General features: G+C 67.1%; 22 protein-coding genes. 8 read left to right on the top strand and 14 right to left on the bottom strand.

What is annotated here, in order from left to right; all coding sequences use genetic code 11:
• Window positions 1–47: 47 nt before the first annotated feature.
• From AB0N24_RS13485 to AB0N24_RS13465, 5 genes are read right to left on the bottom strand one after another with little or no spacing between them, the layout of a single operon-like run.
• On the bottom strand, window positions 48–1,499 hold the full coding sequence (locus AB0N24_RS13485; RefSeq protein WP_364124890.1) for an aldehyde dehydrogenase (NADP(+)): 1,452 nt from the start codon (window positions 1,497–1,499) through the stop codon (window positions 48–50).
• Window positions 1,496–2,626, bottom strand: a complete 1,131-nt coding sequence (locus AB0N24_RS13480; protein ID WP_364124888.1) for a mandelate racemase/muconate lactonizing enzyme family protein — start codon at window positions 2,624–2,626, stop codon at window positions 1,496–1,498. The genes AB0N24_RS13485 and AB0N24_RS13480 overlap by 4 nt, the downstream gene beginning before the upstream one ends.
• Window positions 2,626–3,531, bottom strand: a complete 906-nt coding sequence (locus tag AB0N24_RS13475; protein WP_364124886.1) for a 5-dehydro-4-deoxyglucarate dehydratase — start codon at window positions 3,529–3,531, stop codon at window positions 2,626–2,628. Before AB0N24_RS13475 ends, AB0N24_RS13480 begins: the two co-directional genes overlap by 1 nt.
• Window positions 3,528–4,520 (bottom strand): NAD(P)-dependent oxidoreductase, encoded by a 993-nt coding sequence (locus AB0N24_RS13470; protein WP_364124883.1) that lies wholly within the window; start codon window positions 4,518–4,520, stop codon window positions 3,528–3,530. Before AB0N24_RS13470 ends, AB0N24_RS13475 begins: the two co-directional genes overlap by 4 nt.
• Window positions 4,521–4,549: 29 nt before the next feature.
• Window positions 4,550–6,019 carry a Gfo/Idh/MocA family oxidoreductase gene (locus AB0N24_RS13465; protein WP_364124881.1) on the bottom strand — a complete coding sequence of 490 codons (1,470 nt, stop codon included), beginning with the start codon at window positions 6,017–6,019 and terminating at the stop codon, window positions 4,550–4,552.
• Window positions 6,020–6,198: 179 nt separating this feature from the next.
• On the opposite strand from AB0N24_RS13465, the gene AB0N24_RS13460 reads away from it, so the two are divergent.
• On the top strand, window positions 6,199–7,233 hold the full coding sequence (locus AB0N24_RS13460) for a LacI family DNA-binding transcriptional regulator (protein ID WP_364124879.1): 1,035 nt from the start codon (window positions 6,199–6,201) through the stop codon (window positions 7,231–7,233).
• Here AB0N24_RS13460 and AB0N24_RS13455 read toward each other — a convergent pair.
• Window positions 7,230–7,820, bottom strand: coding sequence for a TetR/AcrR family transcriptional regulator (locus AB0N24_RS13455; protein WP_364124876.1), 591 nt, complete (start codon window positions 7,818–7,820; stop codon window positions 7,230–7,232). The two genes, AB0N24_RS13460 and AB0N24_RS13455, sit on opposite strands and share 4 nt — an antisense overlap.
• 109 nt (window positions 7,821–7,929) lie before the next feature.
• On the opposite strand from AB0N24_RS13455, the gene AB0N24_RS13450 reads away from it, so the two are divergent.
• Together AB0N24_RS13450 and AB0N24_RS13445 are read left to right on the top strand one after the other, a co-directional pair.
• Window positions 7,930–9,228: an MFS transporter gene (locus AB0N24_RS13450; RefSeq protein ID WP_364124873.1), complete on the top strand. Its 1,299-nt coding sequence runs from the start codon at window positions 7,930–7,932 to the stop codon at window positions 9,226–9,228.
• Complete coding sequence (locus AB0N24_RS13445; protein WP_364124870.1) at window positions 9,229–11,727, top strand: glycoside hydrolase family 3 C-terminal domain-containing protein; 2,499 nt, start codon at window positions 9,229–9,231, stop codon at window positions 11,725–11,727.
• An 80-nt stretch (window positions 11,728–11,807) separates the two neighbouring features.
• Here AB0N24_RS13445 and AB0N24_RS13440 read toward each other — a convergent pair whose 3' ends face one another.
• A complete protein-coding gene (locus tag AB0N24_RS13440) occupies window positions 11,808–12,515 on the bottom strand; it encodes an FCD domain-containing protein (protein WP_364124866.1) in 708 nt (235 codons plus the stop codon).
• 119 nt (window positions 12,516–12,634) lie between these two features.
• Here AB0N24_RS13440 and AB0N24_RS13435 point away from each other — a divergent pair, with 119 nt between their 5' ends.
• Together AB0N24_RS13435 and AB0N24_RS13430 are read left to right on the top strand one after the other, a co-directional pair.
• Window positions 12,635–14,008: an alpha-hydroxy acid oxidase gene (locus AB0N24_RS13435; RefSeq protein ID WP_364125184.1), complete on the top strand. Its 1,374-nt coding sequence runs from the start codon at window positions 12,635–12,637 to the stop codon at window positions 14,006–14,008.
• Between the two features lie 278 nt (window positions 14,009–14,286).
• The gene (locus AB0N24_RS13430) at window positions 14,287–15,036 is read left to right on the top strand and encodes a GAF and ANTAR domain-containing protein (protein WP_364124864.1); all 750 of its coding nucleotides are present in this window, start codon (window positions 14,287–14,289) and stop codon (window positions 15,034–15,036) included.
• Between the two features lie 582 nt (window positions 15,037–15,618).
• Here AB0N24_RS13430 and AB0N24_RS13425 read toward each other — a convergent pair.
• On the bottom strand, window positions 15,619–16,191 hold the full coding sequence (locus AB0N24_RS13425; RefSeq protein WP_364124862.1) for a metalloregulator ArsR/SmtB family transcription factor: 573 nt from the start codon (window positions 16,189–16,191) through the stop codon (window positions 15,619–15,621).
• Between the two features lie 153 nt (window positions 16,192–16,344).
• Here AB0N24_RS13425 and AB0N24_RS13420 point away from each other — a divergent pair, with 153 nt between their 5' ends.
• A complete protein-coding gene (locus tag AB0N24_RS13420) occupies window positions 16,345–16,836 on the top strand; it encodes a hypothetical protein (RefSeq protein WP_364124859.1) in 492 nt (163 codons plus the stop codon).
• 27 nt (window positions 16,837–16,863) lie between these two features.
• On the opposite strand, the gene AB0N24_RS13415 is transcribed toward AB0N24_RS13420, so the two are convergent.
• Window positions 16,864–18,087 (bottom strand): acetoin utilization protein AcuC, encoded by a 1,224-nt coding sequence (locus AB0N24_RS13415; protein ID WP_364124856.1) that lies wholly within the window; start codon window positions 18,085–18,087, stop codon window positions 16,864–16,866.
• A gap of 104 nt (window positions 18,088–18,191) precedes the next feature.
• On the opposite strand from AB0N24_RS13415, the gene AB0N24_RS13410 reads away from it, so the two are divergent.
• Together AB0N24_RS13410 and AB0N24_RS13405 are read left to right on the top strand one after the other, a co-directional pair.
• Window positions 18,192–19,625, top strand: coding sequence for a potassium transporter TrkG (locus AB0N24_RS13410; RefSeq protein WP_364124853.1), 1,434 nt, complete (start codon window positions 18,192–18,194; stop codon window positions 19,623–19,625).
• Complete coding sequence (locus AB0N24_RS13405) at window positions 19,618–20,304, top strand: TrkA family potassium uptake protein (protein WP_104173368.1); 687 nt, start codon at window positions 19,618–19,620, stop codon at window positions 20,302–20,304. The genes AB0N24_RS13410 and AB0N24_RS13405 overlap by 8 nt, the downstream gene beginning before the upstream one ends.
• Before the next feature lie 11 nt (window positions 20,305–20,315).
• Here the strand turns inward: AB0N24_RS13405 and proC are convergent, their stop codons facing one another.
• The 5 genes from proC to AB0N24_RS13380 all read right to left on the bottom strand — a co-directional run bounded on the left by proC (window position 20,316) and on the right by AB0N24_RS13380 (window position 25,417).
• Entirely contained in the window at window positions 20,316–21,149 is an 834-nt protein-coding gene (gene proC / locus AB0N24_RS13400; RefSeq protein WP_364124850.1) for a pyrroline-5-carboxylate reductase, read from the bottom strand.
• A 581-nt stretch (window positions 21,150–21,730) separates the two neighbouring features.
• Window positions 21,731–23,032, bottom strand: coding sequence for an RNA polymerase sigma factor (locus tag AB0N24_RS13395; protein WP_364124847.1), 1,302 nt, complete (start codon window positions 23,030–23,032; stop codon window positions 21,731–21,733).
• An 18-nt stretch (window positions 23,033–23,050) separates the two neighbouring features.
• A complete protein-coding gene (locus AB0N24_RS13390) occupies window positions 23,051–23,392 on the bottom strand; it encodes a YciI family protein (RefSeq protein WP_364124844.1) in 342 nt (113 codons plus the stop codon).
• Window positions 23,393–23,516: 124 nt separating this feature from the next.
• On the bottom strand, window positions 23,517–24,353 hold the full coding sequence (locus AB0N24_RS13385) for a sugar phosphate isomerase/epimerase (protein ID WP_364124841.1): 837 nt from the start codon (window positions 24,351–24,353) through the stop codon (window positions 23,517–23,519).
• Window positions 24,350–25,417: a Ppx/GppA family phosphatase gene (locus AB0N24_RS13380; protein WP_364124838.1), complete on the bottom strand. Its 1,068-nt coding sequence runs from the start codon at window positions 25,415–25,417 to the stop codon at window positions 24,350–24,352. Before AB0N24_RS13380 ends, AB0N24_RS13385 begins: the two co-directional genes overlap by 4 nt.
• Window positions 25,418–25,487: the final 70 nt, after the last annotated feature.

Genomic DNA, 25,487 nt, shown 5'->3' with positions numbered 1-25,487 from the left:
ACGTTTCCGGAGGGTGATTTTCCTGTGTCGCTTGCGCAGGGGCTGGATCAGGACGGCATCAGAACGCCGTCAACGCGGCGCGGGATGCCCAGCGGGTTGGCTTCCCGCAGCGCAGGATGCAGCACAGATTCCGGGGCGTCCTGGTAGGCCACGGGACGCTGGAAGCGGCGGACCGCCGTCGCCCCCACCGAGGTGAACAGCGACGTGGTGGCCGGGTACGGGCCGCCGTGCTGCTGGGCCCAGTTCACCGCTACGCCGGTGGGCCAGCCATCGAACAGCACGCGCCCGGCGAGGCCGGCAAGCTGCTCCACCAGCCCCGAAACGTCCTCGCCCGGCTGCGCGTGGACTGTGGCGGTCAGGCTGCCGGGCACCTTGGCCAGGACGTCTGAGAGTTCCGCCTGGTCCGTGTACTCGATCAGCAGCGTGGTGGGGCCGAAGCACTCCTCCAGCAGCTCGTCCGGGCGTTCCAGGACGTTGGCGGCGGAGGTGGAAAATACCACCGGTGCGGCACCGTCGCGGGTGGCGTCCTGGTCCGCCGTGCCGCTGACGATGGTCACGTCGGGCAGCGAAGCCACGCTCCGCAGGCCGTCGGGGTAGGCGTCGGAGATCCGGCTGGTGAGCATGGGCGCCGCGTCCTTGCCCTTGGCCGCCTCAGCGAGTTCGGCTGCAAAGCCGGTGCCTGCCGGAATGAAGACCAGGCCCGGCTTGGTGCAGAACTGGCCGGCGCCCATCGTGAAGGATGCTGCAAGACCCGCCGCGAGCTGGCTGGAACGCTCGGCCAGCGCGGCCGCGGTGATGACCACGGGGTTGAGGCTGCCGAGCTCACCGTAGAACGGGATGGGTTCGGGCCGGGAGACGGCAAGGTCGAACAGTGCCCGGCCGCCGGGAATGGACCCGGTGAAGCCGACGGCCTTAATGGCCGGGTCCTGGACCAGGGCGGTGCCGGCCTCACGGCCGCTGATCAGGGCAAACAGGCCTTTGGGGGCACCGGCCGCGGCCAGTGCCTCGGTGACGATTTCCGCCGTCCGCCCGGAGAGCCTGAGGTGGCCGGAGTGCGCCTTCACTACGACGGAACAGCCGACGGCGAGCGCCGACGCCGTGTCGCCGCCCGCCACGGAGAACGCGAACGGGAAGTTCGACGCCGAGAAGACAGCCACAGGCCCGATCGGCTTCAGCAGCCGCCGAAGGTCAGGCTTGGGCGGCGCAGCCGATGGATCGGCGTGGTCGATCACCGCTTCAAGGTAGGAACCTTCGGTGATCACCGTGGCGAACAGCCGCAGCTGCCCGGATGTGCGGGCCACCTCACCGGTGAGCCGTGCCTTTCCCAGCCTGGTCTCCGAGTCGGCGATCTTCACCAGTTCGGCCACGTTGGCGTCCAGAGCGTCGGCCACGGCGGTGAGCCAGCCTGCGCGCTCGGCGTCCGATGCGACGGCCGCGATGGAGGCGGCCCGGGTGGCGGCAGCCGTGAGCTCGGACAGTGAAAAGGTTGCTGTTGTCACAGTGACTTCCTGTTCTGGTTGTCGGCGGATGGTCCGCTGAAGGCGAAGCCCAGTCCTGCCCGGCCGGCGAGGGTGAGCCGGCCGTTGCTGACCAGCACGGGCGACGGCCCGTCAAGCACACCCAGCTGTTCGAAGGAGGCGTCTTCGACGTCCTCCACGAGGGTGGGTTCGGCCATGGTCAGCGCGAGCTGGCCGGAGAGCTCCGGCAGCAGGTGCGGCATGACCCTGATGCTGTGCGTGCGGGCCAGTTCAACGATGCGGCGGAAGGGCGTGATGCCGCCGACGCGGATGATGTTGGGCTGGATGATGTCCACCGCTCCCGCCTCGATGAAATCGCGGAAGCGGTAGATATTGTGCAGGTTTTCGCCCAGTGCGATGGGCACCGGGGATTGTTGGCGCAGCCGCCGGTACGCCCAGAGGTCATCCGCCCGGAGGGGTTCCTCGAGCCAGTCAAGGCCGAACTCCCCCAGCACGTCCAAGGCACGGAACGTGGTGGGCAGGTCCCAGCGCTGGTTGGCGTCGATCATGAGCTTCCGCTCCGGCCCGAGGACCTGCCGGACAGCGGCAACACGTTCGGCGTCTTCCCGGATGTCCGGCTTGCCCACCTTGATCTTGACGGCGTTGTGCCCGGCTGCCACCCAGCGTTCCACCTGCGCCACGAGCTCCTCGAGGGAATAGTGCAGGTTCACGCCGGAACCGTACACCTCCACCGAATCCTGGCGCTGGCCCAGCAGCCCGGTGACCGAGGTGCCGGCACGGCGTGCCTGCAGGTCCCATAGCGCAAGGTCCACGCCCGCCATGGCAATGGTGGTCAGTCCCCCGCCGCCCGCCTCGTGCAGCCGTTTCCACAGCTGGTCCCAAACCGGTTCGGGGTTCGCTGCAAGGCCGGCGATGAAGGGCGCGATGTCGCAGTCCAGGAGCGCCTTGACCGCCTGCGGGCCGATGGTGGGCGTCCAGGAGAACCCGTACCCCGTGCCGCCGTCGTCCGTGTGGATCCCGGTGGCGATCACGTGGTTTTCCGGTGCCTCCGCGCCCCAGCTGCGCAGCAGCGGGACCGTCAGGAGGCGGGTGGACAGACCCTTAATGAGCGGCGCCGACCGGACGGCTTCGGCGACGGGCGCACTCATTAGCGGCCGGCCAGCTCGTAGCCCTTGGCCAGGATGGCCTTGAGCTGGACCAGCTGCTCTTCGGTGGGGTCGACCAGCGGGGCGCGGACGGGGCCCACCGGCAGGCCGCCCAGCCGGAGTCCGGCCTTGATCAGGGAGACGCCGAACCCCGGGGTCTGGTCGCGGAGGCGGACCAGCGGGGCGTAGAAGCCTTCCAGCAGGGCGTGCCGGCGGTCCTCATCACCGGAGACGTAGGCGTCGTAGTAGGCCTTGGCGATTTCCGGGGCCATGGCGAAGGCCGCCGAGGAGTAGAGCGGGATGCCCAGGCCGCGGTAGGCGCCCTGGGTCAGTTCCGCGGTGAGCAGGCCGTTGAAGAGCAGGAAGTCCTCGCGGCCGGTGGCGTTAACGGCGCTGACGATTTCCTGGGCCACGCCCACGTCGCCCAGGCCGTCCTTGAAGCCGATGACCTTGGGGTTGGCGGCGAGGCGGGTCATGGAGGCGGCCGTGTATTTGGCGTTCCCGCGGTGGTAGACGATCACCGGCAGGCTGCTGGCCGCGGCCACGGCCTCGATGTACGCCACCAGGCCGTCGGTGGGGCCGGTGACGAGGTACGGCGGGAGGACCAGCAGGGCGTCGGCTCCGGCTTCCTCGGCCACCCGGGCAGCGGCAAGCGCATGGCCCAGCGGTCCGCCGGCACCGGCAACCACCGGCACCTGGCCCGCTACGGCCTCGACGGCGGCAGTCACCACTGTGCGCACCTCGTCAATGCTCAGGGCATGGAATTCACCGGTGCCGCAGGCCGGGAACACTCCGCCCGGACCGTGCGGCAGGCGGGACGTGATGTGCTCCTTGAGGATGTCCACGTCCACGTCTCCTTCCGGCGTGAAGGGTGTGACAGGGAAGAACAGTACGCCATCGAATTTCATGGGGTCTCCTTGGAGCCTGTGCCGGCCGCGACCAGCGCGGCGGGGTTCTCATCGTTGAGGGGCAGAACATTGAGGGGCTGTACATCGTTCGGCCCGGACAGCTCGGTACGCCAGCTGCGCGTGGGTTCCCAGCCGAGCAGTTCGCGGGCCTTGGTGATCGAAAAGGCCGGGCTGGTGCCCGTGAGTCCGGCGGCAAGCTCCGCGCTGCCGGGCAGGAATTGCGGCATCAGTTCGGCAAGGGGTGCCGTGGCCAGTGCGTCGGCGGCCCCCACGAAGAAGGTCTGGCCGTTGGGAATCGTGTCCATCTTGGCCAGCAGCAGGTCCAGGAAGTCCGCCACGTCGCGCGCATCCACGTAGTTGAAGAGTGCCGGCGCGGACAGTGCCGGATCGGCCAGCCGTTCGCGGACGGTGTGGCCCTGCTGGGTGGGCGCGCCCGCCCATTCCTCCGGCGAGATCACGTAGCAGGGACGGAAGGCCGCGTACCGGAGGGCGTCCCCCTGGGCGGCGGCGAACATCTGCACCGTCTGTTCGGCGATGAGCTTGGACAGTGCATAGGCGTTCCAGGGCCGGGGTGTGGTTTCCTCGTCCACCGGGAAGCTATCCGGCAACCAGCCCGCGGGCGAACCGTAGCCCAGCACCGTGGGGCTGCTTGCCGTGATGATCTTGCCGATGCGCAGTTCCGTCGCGGCGCTGATGACGGCGTACGCCAGCCTCGTGTTGGTGCTGAGGATGACGTCTTCCGGCGCGCTGAACGGTACGGCGATCGCCGCAAGGTGGACGACGGCGTCGGGCGCTGTTTCCCGAAGGTGGCGTACCGCCTCTCCCGGCGCCAGGAGGTCGGCAGTGCGCTGCTCGACGCCGTCGGGCAGCTGGGCGGCGGGAACGGCGTCACGGTCCACGGAGATGACCTGGTGGCCTGCGCCGGCGAGGCCGGCAACAACGCTGCGTCCCAGCCGGCCGGAGCCGCCGGTGACAAAGATCCTGCTCATATTGGTTCCTTTAGGATTCAGGCCGCGGGCTAGGCGCCGCGGCGAAGATCGACGCCGAGTCCCAGGTCCGCGGTGCGGACCGGCAGCCCGGATTCCAGTGAGGCGTTGCCCGCGATGCCGACGGACACGGAGCGAAGCCCGTCCAGGTAGCCGGAGGGCCGGCCCAGGGGATCCTCGCCGGGGCCGTTGAACAGATCGGACAGCAGGAGTTCGTCGCCCCCGCCGTGGCCGCCTTCGCCATTGACGATGGGCACCTCGTAGGCCTGCTCCCAGTGCCGCTGGACCACCAGGCGTTCGCCGTTGCGGCGGACCGCGTCCTCTTCTTCGACCGGCGTCGCAGATGGGTCCACCACGGTCTTCTTGTCGGTGCTGTTCAGGACGGCGGCGCGCTCCACGACTTCAAGCTCCGCCCGGCCTTCGGTGCCGTTGACAGCTACGCGGTAGCCTTCCCACGGGCTGTGGGCGTTCAGGGAGTAGCTCAGGCGCGGTCCGCCCTGGTACTCCACCACGAGCGCCAGGTTGTCCTCGATGGTGATGCCGGCCGTGAAGACGTCCTGGTCGCGGCGGTACCCGTCGTAGTGTTCGTTGTCCAGGAAGAGTGCCTTGAGGCGTTCGTCGTCCCGCAGGTCCAGCGCAAACGGGTCCTTTTCGACTGTTTTGTCCCCGATGCCGGGGGTTTCGGCGTCGGGCGTTCCCCGTTCCGGACGCGGGCCGAGGCCGCGTTCGGCGGCGTTCTTGTCGCCGTAGAACTTCAGGCCGCCGGAGGCGAAGACGCGCTCGGGGACGTCGTTGATCCACCAGTTGACCAGGTCGAAGTGATGGGATGCCTTGTGGATCAGCAAACCGCCGGAGTTCTTCTTTTCGCGGTGCCAGCGGCGGAAGTAGTCCGCGCCATGGACGGTGTCCAGGACCCAGCTGAAGTCGATGGAGGTGACCTTGCCGATCACGCCGCTCTGGATGATTTCCTTCAGGGCGCTGTTGCGCGGGGAGTAGCGGTAGTTGAAGGTGACCACCACGTTCCGGCCGGTCTCCTCCACCGCCTGGGTGATGCGGCGGCAGCCTTCGGCATCGATGGTGAGCGGCTTTTCGACGACGACGTCGGCCCCCGCCTCGAGCGCCTCCACGATGTAGTCCGCATGCGTGTAGTCCGGCGTGGTCACCACAACGCGGTCAATATCGTTGTCCCGGATGAAGGCCGTGAGACCTGCGGGTTCAAAGGCCGCAACGGGGCCGGGAGCGCCGAGTTCCTGGATGAGCTTCTGGTAGAACTCCACACGGCCGGGGTTGACGTCGGAGAAGGCCACGAGTTCCGCAGTGTCCGAGTGCTTGCCGTAGATGGCCCGGATGTACATCTCGGAACGGCCACCCGTGCCGATCAGGACAATCCGCGCCTTGCGCACGGGGCTGGCGGAGCGGACAGAGCGAGCGGCTGCGTCGGCAGTTGCGTCGTCGGCTGCGACGGCGCTGCCTGGATTGACGGTGTTGGCTGTGTTGCCCATTGCGGTGTAACCCTTTCGGAAGGCAGGAACCCTAGCCGCTTGACGGCCGGTAGCGGTGCGGTGAGAATTATGAGAAAGCGTTTTCTCAGCGCGTTATAAGCTTTGTATCAAGACTCTGGCGGTCACGTCAACCATCACCCGAAACGGGGAGGAGTCGGAGAAGCCCGGAAAGGGGCCACATGGGCAGGAGAGCCACCACCCCGCGAATCGGCATTGCCGACGTCGCACTCAAGGCTGGCGTTTCACACGCGACGGTGTCGCGTGTCATGAACGGCAACTTCACCGTTGACGCCACCATCGCCGCCCGGGTCCGGGCCGCAGCCACCGAGCTGAACTACCAGCCAAACCCGGTGGGCCGCAGCCTGGCACTGGGCAAGACCGACACCATCGGCATTGTGGTGCCGGACCTCTCCAACCCCACGTTCCAGGCGATCCTCCGCGGCCTCAGCATGGCCGCCGCCCAGGACGGCTACCGCGTCCTGATCGCCGATTCCTCCGAGGTTTCCAGCGAGGAGGCCATCCTCGCCGGCGAGGCGCGCCGCCGCTGCGACGGCCTGGTGCTGTGCGCGCCGCGCATGAGCGATGCCGAATTGGAAGAGCTGGCGCCGTCACTGCAGCCCATGGTGCTGATCAACCGCACCACCGACGCCCAAGCTCCCAGTCTGATGGTGGACTATGGGCAGGGCATCCAGGAACTCGCGGAACACCTCGTGGGCCTGGGCCACACGAGGCTCGCCTTCCTGGCCGGTCCCGAGCGGAGCGCGTCGAACGGCCTGCGCCTCCTGGGGCTGGAGAAGTTCAAGGCCGCGCACCCGGAGATTGACCTGCAGATGCTCGAGGGCGGCTCCAACTTCGAGGTGGGGCACCAGTCAGTGGATGCGGTCCTTGCGAGCGGAGCCACCGGCGTCCTGGCCTTCAACGACCTTGTGGCCATGGGCCTGCTGAGCGGACTCCACGAGCGCGGCATCCGGGTCCCGGAAGACATCTCGGTGACCGGCTTCGACGATATCCCGTTCGCCCGCTACACCACGCCCACGCTCACCACGGCAGCGGTCCCCATCACCGAGCTCGGCCAGCAGGCATGGCACCGGATGCGGGACCTGATTCGCAACGTCCCCTCCGACGCAGCCCCCGAGGGGCCCACGGTATTCCAGCCACGCCTGGAAGGCCGCGGCAGCACGGGACCGGCCAGCACGGAGCGCCGCGCAGGCTAGTCCGCGGGCGGAGCCAGCAGGACGTCGACGAGCGTCGTCAGGCCATCCGCCATGTCCACACTCTTGTCATAGAGCCACTGCAGCTGCAGGCCGTCGAAGGCCGCCACCACCAGCCTGGCGAGCAGCGTGGCGGACACGTCCGTGCGCACTTCGCCGGCGTCCTGGCGCCGGGCGATGTCCTGGGCAAGCTCCTCCACCACCTGGGCATAGCGCTCCTGGAAATAGGGGTGGGAATCATGCCCCGGGTCATTTGCGGTGGCTGAGGCCACGGCGTAGAGCGTAGTAAGCCCCGGCTCCTGGCGGTTCCGCTCGGCGATCGGCGCCAACAGCCGGAGGCCCACACCCGCCTCGTCACTGGCGGCCAGGCCGCGCCGGTCCCGCTCGGCAAGGACCGCCGTCAACAGCTCCTGCTTGCCCCGGAAATAGTGGAACAGTGTTGCTTCCTTCACGCCGACCAGCTCGGCAACCCGTTTGAGCGCCGTTCCCTCGAAGCCTTCCGTGGCAAAAACGTCAGTGGCCGTCTGGATTATCTGCTCGCGGCGCTCCGCCCCTTTTGCATAAGGGCCGCGGGTCTTGGTCAGTGACATTGAGCCAGTGTATTTCACTTTGTTCTTTAAAAATCTAGTCAGACTTGGTTTTTGTCGCTACCATCATTGTCAGGACCCAACGGAGGGTCACTTTTCGTCAGGAGGCAATGTGGCCGTCAAGACCATTACCCAGGATTCCGCTGCTTCTCCGGCCAGCGGAACTCCACACAGCAGTACCTCACAGAGCAGCACTTCAACGAGCAAGGCTCCCCGCGCCTATGTCATCGGCATGCCCATCGCGAGCGCAGGCCTGTGGATGGCCGTGCTGGCACCGGCCCTCGTGGTGCTGGCCATCAAGGTCTCCGAGATCACCACACCGGACACCCGGGCAGGGGCGCTGAGCCTCGTGGCCGGCGTGGGCGCCATGGTGGCCCTGCTTGCCAACCCGTTCTTCGGCAGGCTCAGCGACCGCACCACCTCGCGGTTCGGCATGCGCAAGCCCTGGATCGTCGGCGGCTCCCTCCTGGGGCTGGCATCGCTCTTCCTGCTCGGCTCCGCCGCCGACGTCGCCACCGTGCTCATTGCGTGGGTGATCGCCCAGCTCGGCTTCAATGCCGCCCTCGCGGCACTCGTAGCAACGCTCCCCGACCAAGCCGCTCCGGCCGAGCGCGGGCGCCTGTCCGGGCTGATCGGTATGACCCTGCCCGTAGGCCTGGTTGCAGCGGCCTTCTTCGCGCAGCTGTTCGACAACGCGCTGCAGATGGCCGTGGTCCCCGGTGTTGTGGGAACCGCAGTGGCGATTGCCTTTGCCTTCACCTTCAAGGACCGGGTCCTGACGGAAAAGCCTGCACCGCTGAACCTCAAGGAGATCCTGGGGTCGTTCTACTTCAACCCCCGCACCTATCCCGGACTGGGCTGGGCCTGGCTCACCAAATTCATGGTCTACATCGGCTACTGCGCGGGCCTGCTCTACCTGCCGTACTTTTTCACGGACCACCTTCACGTTGCTGAAGCTGACGTCACCAGCCTGGTGTTCCAGGCCACCCTTGTCAGCTCCGCGGGCACGGTCGCCACCAGCCTTGCCGGAGGCTGGATCAGCGACCGCATCGGCAAGCGCAAAGGCATGGTCATCGCCTCGGCGCTGATCATGATGGTGGGCCTCATCGTGATTGCCACCAGCAGCACCACCGACCAGGTCCTCGTGGGCCAGGCGATCGCCGGGCTCGGCCTCGGCTGCTTCGGTGCGGTGGACGTCGCCCTCATCGCAGACCTCCTGCCCGGCAGCCAGTCAGAGAATGCCAAGACCTTCGGCGTCTTCAACATCGCCCAGGCGCTGCCGCAGTCCCTGGTGCCCGCCGTTGCCTTCCCGGTCATCGCCTTCGGCGGTTACCCCGCACTGTTCCTCGGCGGCGCAGCCGTCGGCATCATCGGCGCTGTCCTCGTCATCCGCATCAAAGGAGTCAAGTAAATGAACCCCGCACTGTCACCGGCTGTATCGGTCCCGGCCCCGGATTCCCCGGACGCCGAGGCACGGATCCGCGAACTCGCCCGAAGCCTTACCCTCGAGCAGCAGGTCCAGCTGCTGACCGGAGCGGACGTCTGGGCCACGCACTCCATTCCTGAAATCGGGCTGAGCCGCGTGGTGATGTCGGACGGGCCGTCCGGCGTCCGCGGCGAAGACTTCGACGAGCGCCACGACTCCCTCTCCCTGCCGTCGTCGTCCGCCCTGTCCGCCACCTGGAGCGTCGAAACGGCGCGCCGCTACGGCCAGGTCCTGGGACAGGAAGCGCGCCGCAAGGGCGTGCACGCCATCCTGGGCCCCACCATCAACCTGCACCGCTCCCCGCTGGGCGGCCGCCATTTCGAATGCATGAGCGAGGACCCGCGGCTCACGGCAACCATGGCCGCCGGGTACATCGCCGGCGTGCAGTCCATGGGCGTCGGCGCCACGCCCAAGCACTACCTGGCCAACGAGGCCGAAACGGACCGGTTCACCGCGGACTCCGTGGTGGCCGAGCGTCCCCTGCGCGAGCTCTACCTGGCGGCCTTCGAGGATGCCATCACGGAGGCCCGCGCGTGGCTGGTGATGAGCTCCTATAACTCCATCAACGGCACCACGGCCAGTGAGAACAAGCTGCTCGAAACCCCGCTGTCCACCGAATGGGGCTTTGACGGCGTGGTGGTTTCGGACTGGACCGGTGTCCGGTCCGTGGACGCGGCCAACGCACACCAGGACCTCGAAATGCCCGGCCCGGTGGGCCACTGGGGCCCCAAGCTGCTGGCCGCCGTGAACGACGGCCGGGTCAGCCGGGACGCCATCCTCGAGAAGGTCACGCGCATCCTGCGGCTGGCAGCCCGTGTAGGCTCCCTCGAGGGATTCACGCCCGCCGTGACAGAACTTCCCGCCCAGCTGAACGGTGCCGCCGTCGCCCGTGAAGTGGCAGTCCGCGGCGCAGTCCTGGTCCGCAACGAAGGCGGCCTCCTGCCGCTGGACGCCACCAGGCTCAGCAGCGTAGCGGTGATCGGCCACAACGCCGAGGAAGCGCGCACCCAGGGCGGCGGCAGCGCCACCGTGATGCCCAAATACACCGTCTCGCCGCTCGAAGGGCTGCGGAAGGCACTGCCCGACGACGTCGACGTCGCCTATGTCCGTGGCGCCAAGGTGGCCGAGGGGCTGCAGGCGTTCCCCCGCACCTCGCTCCGCAACCCGGTGTCCGGCGGCCCCGGCATCCGGGTCACGTTCCTCGCCGGGGACGGCTCGGAAATTTCCGGCGAGGACCGCCTCGCCTCGCACCTGATCTGGTTCGGCGTGGGCATCCCCGACGGGGCCGCAGCCATCCGGATGCAGGCCGACTGGACGGCCGAGACGGCGGGCGTCCACCACCTGGGCGTCGGGACGGTAGGACAGATCCGGCTCGCGCTCGACGGCGACGAGGTGTTCAACAGCGAGCTCGAGGACGACACAGACGTCCTCGGCGCCGCCCTGTTCGATCCGCCCAAGACCGTCCACGCGATTGAAACCGCGGCCGGCCAGCGCGTGCGCATCGAGGCCGAGTACCAGCTGCCGAAGCAACAGATCATCCCCTTCACCGCCATCCTCCTGGGTGAGGAAACGGTGGTGGCCGATCCGCAGGCGGAAATTGATGCGGCAGTGGCGGCCGCACGCACAGCCGATGTGGCCGTTGTGGTGGTGGGCACCAACGCGGCCATCGAGTCCGAGGGCTTCGACCGCAAGGACCTGGACCTCCCCGGCCGGCAGAACCAGCTGGTGGAGGCCGTCGCCGCCGTGAACCCGCGCACGGTGGTGGTGGTGAATTCCGGTTCGCCGGTGCTCATGCCATGGCTGGACAAGGTGGACGCCGTGCTGCTGGGCTGGTTTGGCGGCCAGGAATTCGGCACTGCCATCGCCGGCATCCTGCTGGGCGACGAGGAGCCGGGCGGACGCCTTCCCACCACCTGGCCCGCAGCCCTGGCGGATGTACCCGTCCTCAACACCATGCCCGTTGACGGCAAGGTGGACTACTCCGAGGGCATCCACGTCGGCTACCGGGCCTGGCTTAAGCAGGAAGCTGCCGGCGGAGCCGCCCCGGCCCTGCCGTTCGGTTTCGGACTGGGCTACACCACCTTCGAGCTTGGTACCGCCCACGCGCCCCAGTCGGTTCCCGCCGGGCAGGACGTTGTGGTGCATGTTCCGGTCCGGAACACCGGCACCCGCACGGGACGCGAAGTGGTCCAGGTGTACCTTGACCGCCCGGAGTCGGCTGTGGAGCGCCCGGTCCGCTGGCTCGCCGGCTATGCCGGAACGCACCTTGCACCGGCCGGAACGGACAGCGTTGAGGTGCGCATACCGGCGAAGGCCTTCGGGCATTATGACGGCGGGTGGCAGTTCGAGCAGGGCACGTTCCGCCTGCTGGTGGGCCGGCACGCGGCTGACGATTTCCAGGTGCTGGAGATCGAACTGCGCTAGCTCTGTGTCGTGGAGTTATTGTCCGGATAACGCGAGATAAGCGCCTCTTTCGGGGCGTTATCTGGACAAAAACTACCGGGCTAAGGCCGGGTTGGGTCCGATTCCTTCGGACCCAACCCGGCTTCTTTGTAGTACCCCTCGATGTGGGCTGCCACAAGCCCGGCGGCCATGCCGCCGTCGTGCCTGTGGATGGCTGCCAGGATTTCGCGGTGCTCCAAGCGGAGGCGGGCGGCGGTGGCCTCCCAGTCGGGAAGATTGGCCGTGAGCTTGCCGGCATAGCTTTGGATGGCCTCCCGCAGCGAGCCCATCATGGCACTGACCACGGCGTTCCCGGCGGCTTCGGCGAGGGCCAGGTGGAATCGGACGTCGAGCGCCAGGAATTCGTCCGTATCCGGGCACGCCTCCATTTTTTCCAGCAGCGCGGCGGCCTCGGCCAGCGCCGGGGAGTCCGTGCGGGCCCGGGCCACTGCCCAGGATTCCAGCAGTACGCGCGTCTGGACGATGTCTGCCACGGGGAGGTGCGAAGTGGCCACATGCAGGCGGAGCGCCGAGCCGAGCGCCGCCGTCGGGTCCGCGATGACCACGGTGCCGGCTTCGGGACCGGACCCCACTCCTGCGCGCACGACCCCCATGGCCTCCAGGATCCGGATCGCTTCGCGAACGGAGGTGCGCGAGACCTGCAGTTGTTCGGCGAGCGTCCGCTCCGCCGGCAGCCGTCCGCCCAGGGCCAACTCGCCGCTCGACAGCTGGTTCTCGATCCATCGCAGGACCAATTGATGGGTACGCATGGGCCAATGGTACTTGATGTGGTTGGACCACACCCCTTAGAGTGTGGTTAGACCACAGCGGCATCCTGTCCAGCACCATCCTGTCCAGAGCCACCAAGCCCTACGCCCCGGAGGCAGCAATGACGCACACCATCCAGCCCAACAACCCGGAGACCACTCCGGCCCCCGACGCAACCGGCGTACCCGGCACCGCGACCGGCACGGCTCCCGCTGGCCCCGGCGCCTCCGTAACGGGCGCAGGGAACCGGGCGGCAGCGGCGGTCCCCGCCGCGCTCAAGCGCCGCGTGCCGAAGTACTCGGACCTCGCCCCGCTGATGCAGTTCAAGAAGCCGGAGTTCAGCCGCGCCGCAAAGCTCCAGCGCGCCAGCACCGTCTGGGAGCTGCGAGACATGGCCAAGCGCCGCACCCCGCAGGCGCCCTTCGACTACACCGACGGCGCCGCGGAAGCCGAAATCACCCTTCGCCGTGCACGCCAGGCGTTCCTGGACATCGAGTTCCGGCCGGGCATCCTCCGGAACGTCTCCAGTATCGACCTGAGCACCGACATCCTGGGCAAGCCGTCGCGGCTGCCCGTCGGCATCGCACCCACCGGCTTCACCCGGATGATGCAGTCCGAGGGCGAGTACGCCGGATCCCAGGCCGCCGAGACCGCCGGAATTCCGTACACGCTCTCCACCATGGGCACGGCGTCCATCGAGGACGTCGCCGAGGCCGCGCCCAACGGACGCAACTGGTTCCAGCTGTACCTGTGGACGGACCGTGACCGCTCCCTCGAACTGATCGAGCGCGCCGCCAAGGCAGGCAACGACACCCTGATGGTCACGGTGGACACCGCCGTCGCCGGTGCCCGCCTCCGGGACGTCCGCAACGGCATGACCATCCCGCCGGCACTCACGCTGAAGACCGTCCTAGACGCGTCCTACCGCCCGGCCTGGTGGTTCAACTTCCTCACCCACGAGCCGCTGACGTTCGCCTCGCTCTCGCGCTACACCGGCACGGTGGCGGACCTGATCAACTCCATGTTCGATCCCACGCTCACATTCGAGGACCTGGACTGGCTGCGTGAAACGTGGAAGGGCAAGCTGGTGGTCAAGGGCATCCAGACCGTCGACGACGCCCGCAAGGTGGTGGACCACGGCGCCGACGGCGTGGTGCTCTCCAACCACGGCGGACGCCAGCTGGACCGCGCCCCCATCCCGTTCCACCTGCTGCCCGAGGTCAAGGAAGCCTTCACCAAGGACAACTCCGACGCCGCGATCATGCTGGACACCGGCATCATGAGCGGTGCTGACATCATCGCCGCGCTGGCCCTGGGCGCCGACTTCACACTGATCGGCCGCGCCTACCTGTACGGACTCATGGCCGGCGGCCGCGCCGGCGTGGACCGAGCCCTCCAGATCCTGGAGAAGGACATGACCCGCACCATGGCCCTGCTGGGCGTCAGCAAGCTCTCCGAGCTCACCCCGGACCACGTGCGGATCCTCCGCAAGTAGCCCGGGTCCCGTCTCGAAATCCCCGCCCAACTGACTCGCAGACAACGCACCCAAAACGGGTTTTGACAGCGTTATCTGCGAGTCAGTTGGGGATCGGGGCTGTGACTGTTGGCGGGAACCAGCCGGGCTCGTTCGAAGGATGTGGCCTACGCTATGAATGTCTGGATTTTTACAGCACTATCTGTACTGGTGCATCGTGTACAGGTGCAACGACGGATGTCGTGCCTGAAAACGGGGCGCTGTCGAATCACACGGAGCAGCGAAGGCCAGGGATGGGCGTGAACCGACCAGAGGTAAGCAATACTGGGCAGGGAAACGGCCGCGTCAGCTCCGAGCTGGCTGAGCAGCTCAGTGACCTCGCACGGGAGCTGCAGCAGGACGATGATGTCCACGCCGTCCTGTCCGGCATCGTCCAGGCTGCCCTGGACCTGATCCCGGGTACCGCGCACGCCTCAATCAGCCTCGTGACCGGCCGGAAAAAAGTTGATTCCGAAGTCGCTTCGGGAGACCTGGCCCGCCAAGTCGACGCCCTGCAGAGCTCCACCGGGCAAGGGCCCTGCCTGGACGCGGCTTACCGGGACCGCGTGGTTCGTGTTCCAGACCTCAGCCGGGAGGACCGCTGGCCCGAATTCTCTCAGGGCGCCGTCAAACTCGGGGCACGGAGCATGCTTTCGTTCCAGTTGTTCGTTGAAGGTGATCGGCTCGGCGCGCTGAACCTCTATGGCGCCGCCCCGAATGCCTTCGACGACGAATCCGAGCACGTCGGCCTCCTTGTTGCCGCGCACGCCGCCGTTGCTTTCGCGGTCTCCCAGAAAATCAATCAGCTCGGCGAAGCGCTGCTTTCCCGGCAGCTGATCGGCCAGGCAGAAGGCATCCTGATGGAGCGATACAAGCTCACAGCGGAGCAGGCCTTCCTCCTCCTCACCCGGGCCAGCTCCAGATCCAACATCAAACTCCGGGATATTGCCGGACACCTTGCCAGCAGCGGGGAACTTATCGCGCCGAGGTTCTCTGCTGCCGACAGCTGAGCGGCCGCGACGCGCAGCCATTTTCTATCGCGTGGCAAATCCAGGCGCTGTCTTGGGGGCGTATAGTCGGACAAGGTCAAGACTCGGCCGTTGGAACCTCATTGTGGAGCTACCATGCCGAAGTTTTCCCAGGGCCTGCCTGTCGCCGCCAAAGGCGCTCACGTGTCTCGGGGCCGGCCAATTGTCCCGGCGCCAGCAGGGTCCGACGCTGTCCCCGTCGATAAACTTCCCTGCCGCTCAACGCCCGGTACGTTTGAGATTGTCCGCGCCGACGGAGGAGGGTTCCTCCTACGGCTCGTTGACGGGAACGGGACCGTGCTTGCCTTCTCCCGAACATATCCCGACATTTCCGCCGCGGTGGAAGGCGTCGAGGCGCTGAGGGAAGGCGCTGCCACGTCCTACATTTCGGACCAGACAGCCCGGCCTCCGGTGCCGAGCCTTCCTAAGACACCAATCCCCCGACGCCTTGCGCAGGGCTAGCTGACATAGCCGCCGACACGGGATCCCGTGTCCGGTGGCTGCCGATCACCATTGGGGGGACCGGCAGTCATCGGAGACTCGACGCCCGCTGGGGTCAAGTGGCTACTTCTTGCGTCCGAACTTTGGCAGGTTCGCAATGAGGTCGGCGGCCTTCGTGGCGGCGCGGCCCACGGTACGGCCAATCTGCTGCGGCACCGAGTCATCCCCGGCCGTGGCCACCGGAATTGCAACGGCCGGGCTCAGCTGCCCGCCCGCGGAGACGCCGGACACTTCCGCGGCGGCGGGGCGGGCCGTCCCCGCACTGGCCGGCGACGGCGCCGCGGCCACGAGTTCGGCGGCCTGCTCCGTTTTTTCCTCCAGGATCCGCGCGGACGGTGAGCTTGCGGCCGGTGCGCTGGCGACGGCGGCCCGCGGCCCGACGTCGAACGTCTCCAGCCAGCTGGCCACACCGGCAAGCGGTTTGGGATTCAGCGCGTAGTAGCGCTTCTGGCCCTGGGCACGCATGCTGACGAGGTCCGCCTCGCGGAGTACTTTCAAATGTTTGGAAATGGTGGGCTGGCTGGCGTCCAGTTCCTCAACCAGCTCCCCCACTGCTTTGTCCCCCGAGCGGAGGGATACCAGAATGTCACGCCGGGTTGCCTCAGCAATGACGGCAAATACGTCGTCTGTCACCATGTGATCCACCCTAGCGACATATACGCCGGATGGCATCCACTATTTCGCCCCGCGCACGGGCCATTGCCCCGTACCGGCCACGGTGCTAGAACGGACTCACGGTTGCCCCGGGCTGTCCGGCTGCGGCCGCACAAACGTGAGGGGTGGGTGGCCATGGATTTCCTGCGCCAGCAGCTGTTCAACATCATCGCTTTTGTGTTTTTGGGCCTGTTCGTGGCGGTCTGGAGCTCAGTGCTGCTGCGCGTCGGGTTCTGGGTTCCGGACGGCAGGACTGTGGCGCCGCCGCTGAACGGCGCCCTGGTCACGGCAGCAGGTGTGCTGGCCACATCACTGAGCTCACTGACGGCGTCGGCCCTGGGGTTCACCATCGCCGAGGTCCGCCGCGACGAAGAAGTCCGCCGTGATCTCCAACCCGGCGCCGACGCCGGCGTTGCCTTCAACCCGGCCGAAGTCACGGCCCGGCTGTCCCCGCGGATCGTGGCGGCGGTAGTGGTTTACCTGGCGGTGGGGCTGCTTGTCCTGCTGCTGTGGCTGGTCAAGGGAACCGCGTCCACGGACCTGATCGGCGCCTTCGCGCTGTCCCTGCTGGGCTGGCTCCTCGGCGCCGCCGGAGTGGTGTTCCAGACGGAAAAGCCGGTCTCCTAGCCGGCGCAGGCCCGGCCGGAGCACACGCTAGTCGAACCAGGGGTCCAGTCCGTAGAGCGGGAACAGTTCCTTGCGCGTGGCCATCACCGTCCGGTCCACCTCGTCATTGGGATCGAAGCCGACCTCCCACGAACGCCACCACAGATCCACGTCGTCACCCATGAGCTCGGGCGCGGACACACCGTATTTGGCCCCGTATTTATCCTGGACGTACTGCCGCCAATCCTCGGGAACCCGAGTGCTGAGCGGGACCGGCCGGCCGGCGGCGACCGCAATGAGGTGGCTCCAGGAGCGCGGCACCACGCTGATCACGTTGTAGCCGCCTCCGCCCGTGGCAATCCACCGGTTGCCGCAGTAACGGGCGGCAAGGTTCCCGACGGCGGTGGCGGCTTCGCGCTGGCCGTCCACGCTGATGTTGAGGTGCGTGAGGGGATCCAGCCGGTGCGAGTCGCAGCCGTGCTGGCTCACGATAACCTCGGGTTCAAAGGCACCGATCAGCTGCGGGACCACGGCATGGAAGGCCCGCAGCCAGCCGGCGTCGCCCGTCCCTGACGGAAGCGCCACGTTAACCGCACTGCCCTGGGCGTTGGGGCCGCCGATCTCGTTGGCGAAGCCCGTGCCGGGAAACAGCGTCAGCCCGGTCTCGTGCAGGGAGATGGTGAGGACCCGGGGATCATCCCAGAAGATGCTCTGCGTCCCGTCGCCGTGGTGGGCGTCGACGTCGATATATGCCACACGCTGCACACCGCCGTCGAGAAGCTTCTGGATCGCCAGGGCGGCGTCGTTGTAGATGCAAAAGCCGCTGGCGCGGTTGCGGGCCGCGTGATGCATGCCGCCACCGAAATTGACTGCCCGCACGGCACTGCCGTCCAGGATGGCACCGGCCGCCAGCAGCGACCCGCCGGCAAGCCGGGCACTGGCCTCGTGCATCCCGGCGAAGGCGGGGTCGTCCTCCGTGCCGAGGCCGCGCTCCAGGTCGGGGACGTCCGGGTTCAGGCTGACGCGCCGGACCGCCGCCACGAACTCGGGGCTGTGAACGGTGCACAGTTCGTCGTCGCCAGCCACGTCCGGGGCAGCCACGGTGACGTGCGCCAGGTCCAGCAGGCCCAGGCTTTGGGCCAGACGGGCGGTAAGCTCCATGCGTTCGGGGGCCATCGGGTGCCCGTGGCCGAAGTTGTAGGCAGTCATGGCCATGTCCCACACCACCGTCGTTGGCAGTGCGGGCTGAGCGAGTCCGGGCAGGAATGTCATCAAGGACAGGCTACCCGAGCCTGGTGACAGAATTTCGCGGTCATCGCGCGGAATATAGTGGTTTACTACTGAAGGAAGCAGTTTCAACCGAGGAAAAGCCGCACATGACGCAAAGCCAGCCGAGGTCCAAGAGCCCGGCTAACTGGCATCCCGGCATGCCGGAGCGTGAGGGCCTGTGGATCTTCACCGGCATCCGCGACTTCATCGACAACATCGCCAACACCTCACCCGCGCGGCTGGCACTGACGGCGTTCGGTGTTGTCATCCTCGTGTTCACGGGGCTCCTGTCCCTGCCGGCGTCGTCCGCCACGGGCGACTTCACTCCCCTGCACCAGGCCCTCTTCACCGCAGTGTCCGCTGTCTGCGTCACCGGCCTGACCGTGGTGTCCACCGCCGTGCACTGGTCCTTCTTCGGCCAGCTGGTCATCCTGATCGGCATTTTCGTGGGCGGCCTCGGCACCCTGACCCTGGCCTCGCTGCTGGCGCTGATGGTCAGCAAAAAGCTCGGCGTGCGCGGCAAGCTGATCGCCCAGGAAGCCATGAACAACGCTGGCCGGCTCGGCGAGGTGGGTACCCTGCTGCGGATCGTTATCACCACGTCCGTGGTCATTGAGGCAGTCCTGGCGCTGGCTCTGATCCCCCGGTTCCTGACCCTGGGCGAAAGTTTCGGCCAGTCTGTGTGGCACGGCGTCTTTTATGCGATCTCGTCCTTCAACAACGCCGGTTTCACGCCGCACTCGGACGGCATCGTCCCCTACGAAACCGACCTGTGGATCCTCATTCCGCTGATGCTCGGCGTGTTTTTCGGCAGCCTGGGCTTTCCTGTGGTGATGGTGCTGCAGCAGAACGGGCTGAACTGGAAGAAATGGAACCTGCACACCAAGCTGACCATCCAGGTATCGTTCATCCTCCTGGCTTGCGGAACCGTCCTTTGGGGGCTGATGGAGTGGGAAAACATGCGGACCATCGGTTCCATGGACGTCGGCGACAAAATCACGCACTCGCTCTTCGCCTCCGTCATGACCCGGTCCGGCGGCTTCAACCTGGTGGACCAGAACCACATGGAATCCACCACCATGCTCCTCACGGATGCGCTGATGTTCGCCGGCGGCGGTTCGGCGTCAACTGCCGGCGGCATCAAAGTGACCACCATCGCCGTGATGTTCCTGGCCATCGTGGCCGAAGCCCGCGGCGACGCAGACGTGAAGGTCTACGGCCGCACCATCCCGCAGGGAACCATGCGGGTGGCCATCTCGGTGATCGTGGCAGGCGCAACGCTGGTTTCCGTTTCAGCCTTCATCCTCCTGAACATCAGCGGTGCTTCCCTGGACCGGGTGCTGTTCGAGACCATTTCAGCTTTCGCCACGGTGGGGCTCAGCACGAACCTCAGTGCCGAACTGCCGCCGTCGGGCGTTTATGTCCTGTCCGCGCTGATGTTTGCGGGCCGCGTCGGCACCGTAACCCTTGCTGCTGCCCTGGCGTTGCGCCAGCGCAGCCAGCTGTACCACTACCCGGAAGAGAGGCCCATCATTGGCTGATCCGTCAGGCGCCACCCATCGCCCCGCCCACAATGCCCCCGTTCTGGTGATCGGGCTGGGCCGTTTCGGCTCATCGACCGCCGAACAGCTGGTCAAGCAGGGCCGTGAAGTGCTGGCCATCGAGCGTGACCGCAACCTGGTGCAGAAGTGGGCCCCGGTGCTCACCCACGTGGTCGAGGCCGATGCCACCAACATCGATGCCTTGCGCCAGCTCGGCGCACAGGAGTTCAGCTCCGCCGTCTGTGGCGTGGGCACGTCGATCGAGTCCTCCGTGCTGATCACCGTGAACCTGGTGGATCTCGGCATCGAACACCTCTGGGTCAAGGCGATCACGCCCTCGCACGGCAAGATCCTCACCAGGATCGGCGCCAACCACGTGATCTATCCGGAGGCCGACGCCGGCGTCCGGGCCGCGCACCTGGTCTCCGGCCGGATGCTGGACTTCATCGAGTTCGACGACGACTTTGCGATCGTCAAGATGTACCCGCCCCGAGAAACCGTGGGCTTTACCCTGGACGAGTCCAAGGTCCGGTCCAAGTACGGCGTCACCATTGTTGGCGTGAAATCGCCCGGCGAGGACTTCACCTACGCCCGGCCGGAAACCAAGGTGTCCTCCCGGGACATGCTGATCGTGTCCGGCCACGTGGACCTGCTCGAGAGGTTCGCTGCCCGGCCGTAGCCCGGCCGCGCTTACCCGAGCTGGGTGGTGATCTCGGCCGCGCGGGCCGCTGCGGCGCGGGCGCCGTCGGCGATGATCGCCGGCATGCCGCGGTCGTCAAACGTGGCAATGGCGCGTTCCGTGGTGCCGTTCGGGCTGGTCACGGCCTTGCGCAGAGCGGAGGGATCCGCGCCGGGCTCCGCCAGCATCAGGCCGGCGCCCGCAACGGTTTCCCGTGCCAGCAGCAGGGACAGCTCAGGATCCAGCCCGAGTTCGACTCCGGCGGCAGCCATCGCCTCGGCCAGGTAGAACGCGTAGGCCGGACCCGAACCGCTGATGGCAGACAAGGCATCCACCTGCTCCTCGGGCACCTCCACCACAGTCCCGGCGCCTTTGAGGACATCCTTTGCCAGCTGCAGCTGTTCGGCCGAGCAGTTGGTTCCCGGCGACACGGACACGACGCCGCGCCCCAGTTTGGCGGGAGTGTTCGGCATGGAACGGATCACCGGCTGGCCCGCCGGCAACGCGGCCTCGAGCTGCGCGATGGACACCGCAGCGGCCACGCTGATCACGATGGTCTTCGGGGACAGCGAATCGCTGATCTCCCGGGCCAGGTCCGTGATACCCACGGGCTTGACGCCAAGAATCACGACGGCGGAGCCCGTGGCGGCCTGTTTGTTGTTGTCCGGCTCCTCTTCGCCTGCGATGGCCGTAATGCCATGGTGGCGCTGGGCAAGTTCGGCAGCACGCTCCGCGCGCCGGACAGTCGCCACGATGTCCGCCGGGTCCGTTCCGGCCTCCAGCATGCCGCTCATGACGGCCTCGTTCATGGATCCACAGCCAAGGAATGCGATTCGGTTGCTCATTGGTCCATCATTGCAGTTCGCTGCTGGTTGTCGCATCCGCAGTCTATGGACCGGACCCTTGGCCGCAGCCGGCGGAACCGCGGAAACTCATTCACAGGTGGCTCACATGCTCGCCGCAGCTTCCTCACAAAGTGGGCCCCTAACGTAGTACTTACCTCATTGAGGGTGCGAGTGATGAGGCAAGCATGGGGATGTTTGCCCGGCACCGGTGGTCCACAGCAGGTTTCCCCCATTTTCCTGCCAGGGCCGCCGGTGCTTTCTCTTTTAACCGTTGCCTACCCGCCTGACCGGTGTCCCGGCCATGAACCGGCGTCCCGCTACCATCAGGCATCGACCCTGGCTGCCGGCCGCAGCAGCGCATTGCCAGCCTATGCACAGGGAAAACTGCTGAAACACACATTCTGGGTCTGTAACTTGGAAAGTGCCTCATAGGTGCGAGTGATGACAGCCGGTTCCTCGGAACCGGCGCGGCGCCGGGCGGTTGCGGAAGGGTTCCCCCAATTCCTTCGGCAGAACCGCCCGGCGTTTTCGCTTTAACCGAGGTTTCCCTTTGACCAAGGTTTCGCTTTGAGGGCGAGGTTTCAGTCCCCTTCGGGCAGCCCAAGGAGCCGGCCCTCAAGGAACCGCCGCTCAGCGGCATTTCCTGCCAGCGCCAGTGCATCACGGTACGCCGCACCGGCTTCCCGGAAGCGGCCCAGGCGCCGGAGCAGGTCCGCCCGCACGGCGTGGAAAAGCCCGTAGCCGGCGAGGTCCAGCCCGTCCACCAGCCCGAGGGCCGCCGCAGGGCCGTGCACTTCGGCAACGGCCACCGCCCGGTTGAGGGCCACCACGGGACCGGGTGACAACTGCAGCAGCTGATCGTAGAGCGCCAGGATCTGGCCCCAGTCCGTCGCTTCGGCCGACGGGGAGTCACTGTGGACCGCGTTGATGGCGGCCTGCACCTGGTACGGTCCCGGCCGGTTCCGGCGCAGGCACTGCCGCACGATGGCCTGGCCCTCGGTGACGAACTCCTTGCCCCACAGCGTCCGGTCCTGGTCCGGCAACAGCACCAGGCCGCCGTCGGCCGTCATCCTGGCCGCTCGCCGCGACTCAATCAAAAGCATCAGGGCCAGAAGCCCGTGGGCTTCGGGTTCATCCGGCATGAGCGAAACAAGGAGCCGGGCCAGGCGGACAGCCTCCGTGCAGAGATCGTCCCGGATCAGCGCCTCGCCGGAGCTCGCGCTGTAGCCCTCATTGAAGATGAGGTAGACGACCGCGAGGACAGCCGTCAGCCGCTCCGGCAGTTCCGCGCCGCGGGGCACCCGGTACGGAATCCGGGCGTCCCGGATTTTCGCCTTCGCCCTGACCAGCCGCTGGGCCATGGTTGCTTCGGGAACCATAAAGGACCGGGCGATCTCAGCGGTGGTCAGTCCGCCTAGGAGCCGCAGCGTCAGTGCCACGCGGGCCGGCATTCCCAGGGCCGGGTGGCAGCACGTGAAGATCAGCCGCAGTGTGTCGTCGCGCATCCCAGCTTCCTCCGCCAAGTCATCCAGCAGCAGGTCCTCGGGCGCCACACCGGAGGCCTCCCCTGTCCGGGAGTGCAGGAGGGCGGCCTGGGCATACTTGTCCTCGCCGGCGGCGTCCCTGCGCAGCCGGTCGATGGCCCGGTTCCTGGCAGTGGTGATGATCCACCCTGCCGGGCTGGGCGGGATGCCTGCGGACGGCCAGCGCTGCACGGCCGCGGTGAAGGCGTCCTGGACGGCATCCTCGGCGATGTCGATGCTGCCGAAAACCCGGACCAGGACTGCCACGGCGCGGCCGTACTCCCTCCGGAAGATACGGGCTATCGACTCCGTAGAATCCCCCGGAGCAGAATCGTCCGACGCGGAACCGGGCCCGGTCATCCGGATGCGTCCGAACGCCTAGTGCTGGACGGGGCGGACTTCGACCGGCAAGGTGACGATCTTCGCCAGCCTGCGGCCCCAGTCGAGGGCTGCGTCCAGGTCGTCGACATCGATGATCGTGAACCCGCCGAGGTGTTCCTTGCCTTCCGTAAAGGGTCCGTCCGTGATGAGCACTTCGTCCCCCTGTTTCCGCAGGACGGTGGCGGTATCCGCGGGATGGAGTCCGGCGGCGAACACCCAGGCGCCGGCCGCCTTCATCTCCTGATTAAGGCTTTCCAGGTCGCGCATGATGGGTTCCAGGAAGTCCGCGTCCGGTACGGGACCGTCGGGCTGGTAGATGCTGAGCAGGTACTGTGACATTTGGTTTTCCTCCTTGAGGATTCGGCCGGCCCGGTGCCGGCCGCTCACCTTCTATACGAACGGCGCCCGTCCGTATCGACACCGCCTGTGGCACCCCATGCATCTTTTTCTTGCCAAGGCCTGCCTAGGCGTCCCTTGCTCCGACCAGCGGGAGGCTCAGGTGCTGCCGGGCAAACCTCAGGGTTTCGTTCAGCCACTGTTCCCGCTCCCCCGCGAACTTCGCCCGCCGGGTGGAAATCTCCGCCACCACCACGCCGTCGAAACCGCTGCCGGCCAGGTGCTGCAGCGCCTCGGCGCAGCCCTGGTTGCCGCGTCCGGGAATGAGGTGCTCGTCCCGGCCGGAGCCGGATCCGTCCGTCAGGTGAATGTGCCGGAGCTTGCTGCCCAGGGCCTTGATCGCCTCAACACTGTTGGCCCCCGCGGTGGCGGCGTGCGAAAAGTCCCACGTGACGTCGTCGTAATCCTGGCCCAAAGGGTCCCAGTGCGGCAGGTAGGCAACCGTCTCCCGGCCCCGCACACGCCACGGGTACATGTTTTCCACGGCGATCCGCACCTGGTACATGTCGGCGAGCTGGCGTATGCCGGCAGGGAAATTCTCCGCGTAGTTGCTCTGCCAGCGGAACGGCGGATGCACCACCACGGTGCCGCAGCCCACTTCACGGGCCATCCGGCAGGACATCTCGATCTTGTTCCAGGCCGATCCCCACACCTTCTGCGTCAGCAGTAGTGTCGGTGCATGGATGGAGACGATCGGCTGCCGGTAGCGGTGGCTGAGCTCCAGGAGGGAGTGCGGACTCTGGCTGGTGGCATTGTTGGTGACCATCACTTCCACGCCGTCAAAGCCCAGGTCCTGCGCCACGGCGAAAGCATCGTGCACGCTCAGCGGGTAGACGGAGGCGCTGGACAGCGCCACCGGGATCACGCGGTTTTCTTCAGCGGAATGTTCGACGCCGTTGCTCATCTCAGTCTGCCCTCCCGCCGGAGGCTGCGGCGGGGACGGTGGCCGGGCCCGTTAGTGGTTGTCGCGGCCCCAGCTGTGGCGGTGGCCGCCGCAACCGGCGGCAGCGCGACGAGGGCCGCCGGCTCCAGCGGTCCCTCAAAAATCAGCTGGTCCAGCCTGCGCAGGATCAGCCCTTCCCGCAGTGCCCACGGGCAGATCTTGACCTTCTTGAATTCGAAGAGTTCCAGGGCCGCCTCAGCGACGAGCGCTCCGGCGAGGAGCTGGTTGGCGCGGGCTTCGGAAACACCCGGGAGGTGCAGCCTGTCCTCCGTCTTCATGGCCGAAATCCGCTGCGCCCAGAGGCCAAGGTCCGTGGCGCCCAGTTCGCGCTTGACGTACGGTCCGGCGGCGCTCGGGGCTGCACCGGCGATCCGGGCCAGCGAGCGGAAGGTCTTGGATGTCCCGGCCACCACATTCGCCCTGCCCAGTTCGTTGAAGCTTCGGACTGCAGGCTTGAGGGTTGCGCGGATGTTGCGGCGGAGTTCCTTGACGCTCTTCGCGGACGGCGGGTCCTCGAACAGCCAGTCCCGGGTCAGGCGGCTCGCTCCCAGCGGTACGGACGTCGCCAGCTCCGGCAGCTCGTCCTGGCCGAACGCCATTTCGAAGGAGCCGCCGCCGATGTCAAGGTTCAGGATGGGTCCGGCGCCCCAGCCGTACCAGCGCCGGACGGCAAAGAAGGTCATAGACGCTTCCTCGCTGCCGGTGAGCTCCTGCAGCGTCACCGTGGTTTCGTGCTTGACCCTGGCCAGAACGGCGGGCCCGTTGGTGGCCTCGCGGATGGCGGATGTACAGAACGCCAGCAGGTCCTGGGCTTTGTGTTTGGCCGCAAACTCCCACGCTTCGAGGACGAATTCGATGAGTTCGTGCTGGCCGGCGTCGTTGATGTTTCCTTCGGCGTCGAGGAACTGCACCAGCGAGAGCGGACGTTTATGCGAGGCGAAGGGCACCGGGCGCGCGCCGGGATGCGCATCAACCAGGAGCAGGTGGACAGTATTGGAACCGATGTCGAGGACGCCTAGACGCATTCTGCCATTATTCACCGATAGCAAGCCGCCGGCGCAAATGCGTCGGCGGCTTGCTTGTCCGGGTCGGGAT

Origin of the sequence: Arthrobacter sp. NPDC093128 (assembly GCF_040683875.1) — a bacterium.
Taxonomy (GTDB): domain Bacteria; phylum Actinomycetota; class Actinomycetes; order Actinomycetales; family Micrococcaceae; genus Arthrobacter.
This window is presented reverse-complemented; position numbering and strand designations above follow the sequence as displayed.